The sequence below is a fragment of the uncultured Campylobacter sp. genome (assembly GCF_938045465.1).
In the GTDB taxonomy this organism is placed as follows: Bacteria; Campylobacterota; Campylobacteria; order Campylobacterales; family Campylobacteraceae; genus Campylobacter_B.
In genome coordinates this window covers 1-3670 of sequence record NZ_CALIBF010000037.1, presented here as the reverse complement: position 1 = coordinate 3670, position 3670 = coordinate 1, and the positions used below count along the sequence as shown (strand labels likewise).

Below are 3670 nucleotides of genomic sequence, written 5' to 3'. Positions count from 1 at the left end.
AAAAATGTATAGTAGCTCTTAAGCTTGTTAAACTCTTTGGAAACTTTTATAATTTATCCTATCATTTCCATATCCGCCTATTAGTAAATCGCCGCCGCCTTTACCCATTAGCGTATCATCGCCATATCCGCCGAATAAAACATCGTCTTTGTAGTCGCCCGTTAAAAGTCCGCTTGGGTTACGCCATAAGGGAAAAATGACGACGATAAAGGTCTTGCATAGACTGTTTTGTCGGGCATTGTTGTGCGTAAAATTCCTTTATTTAGAGCGTTTTTATCTATATCTGATAGTCCGTCACCCGTTATTTTGTCCCATAAATTTTGTACCTGTTTACGTAAATCAAATATGCCACTATCTTTTCCGTCCAACTTATCTAATAAATTTCCTATATCATACCATAGCGTTACCCAACCTACAACAGGGATGAATTTTGTAATTGCAATAAGCCCGAAATCCACAGCTACGCCCACGACAGTATGCCCAAAACTTTGACCGTCAGCTATATCATCGACTATACCAGCCAATGCTTTACCAATTCCAACATATCCTGTAGCTCCCTTTAATTCATCTAACTCCGGTTTTGTATATCTTTTGCCATTTATCTCAACATATTTTTCTAATCCAGTAAATGACATATCGGCACCAGAAAGTGCATCTTTCAATAATTCAGTTAATTGTCTAACCAAATCACTATTTTTTCTAAGTCTTACTTCTGCTTTGTCTAATTCTTGTTTAGCAACTAATTCTCTACTCATGTTTTTCTCCTTTTTAGGTTAAAATTTCTTTTCAACCAAGTTTAAATTTATATGTTTCTTATCAGAAAAATATTTTTGTAAATCTGAATAATCTTGTTTATGAATTATATAAACCATATGAAATTTATCTTTAAGAATATCTAAACTAGACCTTCCTTTGCATATGAGTTCTCCATAATCAAATATAAAAGCAGGAAATAATGTAAAATCTTTCAAATTTCCGCCTAAAATCAAATGAAAAATAAGTTTAAACAAACAATTTAAAAGTAAATAAATGACATAATAGGCGATAAGATAATGAACCATTTTTACTAATGCAACCATAAAAAATATAAGTAAATTAAAAACAATAATTCCAATTAGCGATGATGGTGTAAGCAGTCTAAAAGTCCTTACGATAGGTTCTAAATCAACTAAATTTTTAATCCTTTTAACTTCGCCATTTATAATAAATTAGATTGTTTTATTTGTAAATTTGGTTTCGCATTTGTTTTTGATGATATAATAAAAAAATGTAGCTACGATATGCAAAACGCCAAGCCCAAAAAAAGTCCATAGAAAAATATTGCTAACATTTGCAATCCCCATATAATCAGCATAAACCAATAAAACAAGCACCGTTCCGCAATGAGAAAAAAGGAATAAATTTGAAAGAAAGAATTCGTAAGGATTTTTAATTACTATCGGCTTTTTATCGTAGTCTCTTTGTTGCTTGTTTTGATTGCTTGTTGTATTGGTATTATATTCTTGCACTATAATCCTTTGTAAATTTGAGATTAGCAACTATAGCATCATAAGCTTTATCTAGCTCGATTTTAGCAACACTTTCTCTACTCATCTTATCTCCTTTTTAGATTGAAAATTTCTTTTTAACCAAACTTAAATTTATATGTTTCTTATCAGAAAAATATTTTTGTAAATCTAAATAATCTTGCTTATGAATTATATAAACCATATGAAATTTTCCATTATATGGTCGCATATCAATTGTAGCTAATCTCCACAAGCGACCACCGATATATTGCGGATAATCAAAAATAATAGCTGGATATAACGAGAAACCTTTCAATTCTCCGCCTAAAATCAAATGAAAAATAAGTTTAAATAAAAAATTTAAAAGAAACCAAAGTATATAATAGACCATTATTATAAAAACATATAGCAATGATTTTTCACTAATTGAAATTAAAATAATCAAAAAAATAGAAATAAATAAAAATATACTCCAAGAGAATACGAAGGCTTAAAAATTTCTTGTAATAGGCTCTAAATCTATCAAATTTTTAACCCTTTTAACTTCTCCATTTATGACAAATTCTATCGTTTTATTTGTGAATTTGGTTTCGCATTTGTTTTTGATAATGTAGTAATAAAAGGTCCAAATAATATGTAAAATTACAAACGTAAAAGGAAAATATAATAAAATTTTAATTTCTTTTGTGTGTATATTGTCCGTGTAATCAATACAGGCAGTTGATAAAATCACAAACGCTCCTATAAAACAAAATAAATCCAAATTTTTAAGAAAGAATTCATAAGGATTTTTAATTACTATCGGTTCTTTATCGTAATCTCTTTGATTAAAATCGCTTAAATTTGCGTTTTCGTTTGAGTTCAAATCCCGTTTTTTAACATTTTTATTCCAGTTTTCAAAATTTTCCAAATTTTATCCTTCCGTTTTATTTGCTTTTCTCGTCATTGCGGTAAACTTTGCAAGCGAAGCAATCTGCCGACAGTGAATGTTATAAAATCTCAGTCCTCTTCTTGCCTTTAATTTGATTGCTTTTACAAATTCTATATATATCTCACTTAAGCAGTTATAAATTCCTTAGGCCGCTTATGCGCCGCTAAATTTCTAGCATCTATATATATTCCCCGTGAGTCTTTAGCCGCTTCACTTACTCCAGCCCATTCGGTAGATCGGCTCATCGATAAGAGCAGCCTCAGAGCCTTGCTTTACGGTATTAGAATTCTAGTCTATCATTATCTCTTTGTAGTTTAGATCGATACTTTTGATATTATTATCCGCAAGCGAGCTTAGCTCTCCTTCGTCGGTAATACCGTTAGAATTCGTACCTTTCCAAATTTTAAGCTTATTAAATATCTCGTCCTTTTAGTCTATTACGTTGTCGTCATTTAGATCATAGGCCTTTAGAGCCTCATATCGTTGGTCGCTTTTTTATCGGCATATCCGTAAGCGGTATTTGAAATAGTGTGATTTCCGAATAGTTCATTTCCATTATCTATTTTACCGGGAACCATCCCCCTATCCCTCAAATAGATCAAAATTTTATCTGCAAATTCCCTAAATTTTAAAACTCAGCTTTTTACAATGGGCGATTTAGAATTTTGGAAAGAGTGAGTGCGAAAGCGAGGATAAAAATTTATCCGCGTTGTGCAGATTTTGCGCGCAGTATTCACGCCGAAACAGAAAAGAAAACTGCATAAAATTTAATGGGTGGCGCCCCTTTTTCTGTTTGCTTAAACAATACGATTTGCGCTAATAATTTTCCCCAGATACTACATCATCTTAATCGCGTGCATTAAACTATCACCATTTTTACGTAGTCTTATTTTACGCAAGCATGCGATGAAATTTCAAAATTTCAAATTTTGCACTGCAAACTCCTAGCTATTGCCGCGCGATTGTATTGTTATATATGATTTTAAATAGTGCAAATTTAGCCTCAAGCGATTCTAATATCTCGATCGAAGCGTCGTATTAAATTTAAAATTTATCTCAAAAGAGGCAGCCCCGTTTTAAACTCTATAAACTATCAGCTTGCCCCTTCGCGCGCCAAAACGACTTTGAAGGTTTTTAAAATAATTACGATATCGTTCCAGATCGACCAGTTTTTCATATACCACGTATCCATGCCCGCCCTGGTCGCAAAATCCACATCGCTGCGCCCGCT

7 protein-coding genes are annotated in these 3670 nt (G+C 32.1%); all 7 read right to left on the bottom strand.

Annotated elements, in window-relative coordinates:
• Window positions 1-27 precede the first annotated feature (27 nt).
• Entirely contained in the window at window positions 28-198 is a 171-nt protein-coding gene (locus Q0413_RS11205; RefSeq protein WP_366939631.1) for a hypothetical protein, read from the bottom strand.
• A complete protein-coding gene (locus Q0413_RS02230; RefSeq protein ID WP_298986873.1) occupies window positions 162-755 on the bottom strand; it encodes a hypothetical protein in 594 nt (197 codons plus the stop codon). The genes Q0413_RS11205 and Q0413_RS02230 overlap by 37 nt, the downstream gene beginning before the upstream one ends.
• 18 nt (window positions 756-773) lie before the next feature.
• The gene (locus Q0413_RS02225) at window positions 774-971 is read right to left on the bottom strand and encodes a hypothetical protein (protein WP_298986870.1); all 198 of its coding nucleotides are present in this window, start codon (window positions 969-971) and stop codon (window positions 774-776) included.
• 237 nt (window positions 972-1208) lie between these two features.
• On the bottom strand, window positions 1209-1508 hold the full coding sequence (locus Q0413_RS02220) for a hypothetical protein (RefSeq protein WP_298986868.1): 300 nt from the start codon (window positions 1506-1508) through the stop codon (window positions 1209-1211).
• A 97-nt stretch (window positions 1509-1605) separates the two neighbouring features.
• Entirely contained in the window at window positions 1606-1824 is a 219-nt protein-coding gene (locus Q0413_RS02215; protein ID WP_298986866.1) for a hypothetical protein, read from the bottom strand.
• Window positions 1825-1998: 174 nt separating this feature from the next.
• On the bottom strand, window positions 1999-2418 hold the full coding sequence (locus Q0413_RS02210; RefSeq protein WP_298986864.1) for a hypothetical protein: 420 nt from the start codon (window positions 2416-2418) through the stop codon (window positions 1999-2001).
• Between the two features lie 1114 nt (window positions 2419-3532).
• Window positions 3533-3670: sugar transferase (locus Q0413_RS02205; protein ID WP_298986875.1), on the bottom strand; the 138-nt coding region annotated here is incomplete at its 5' end.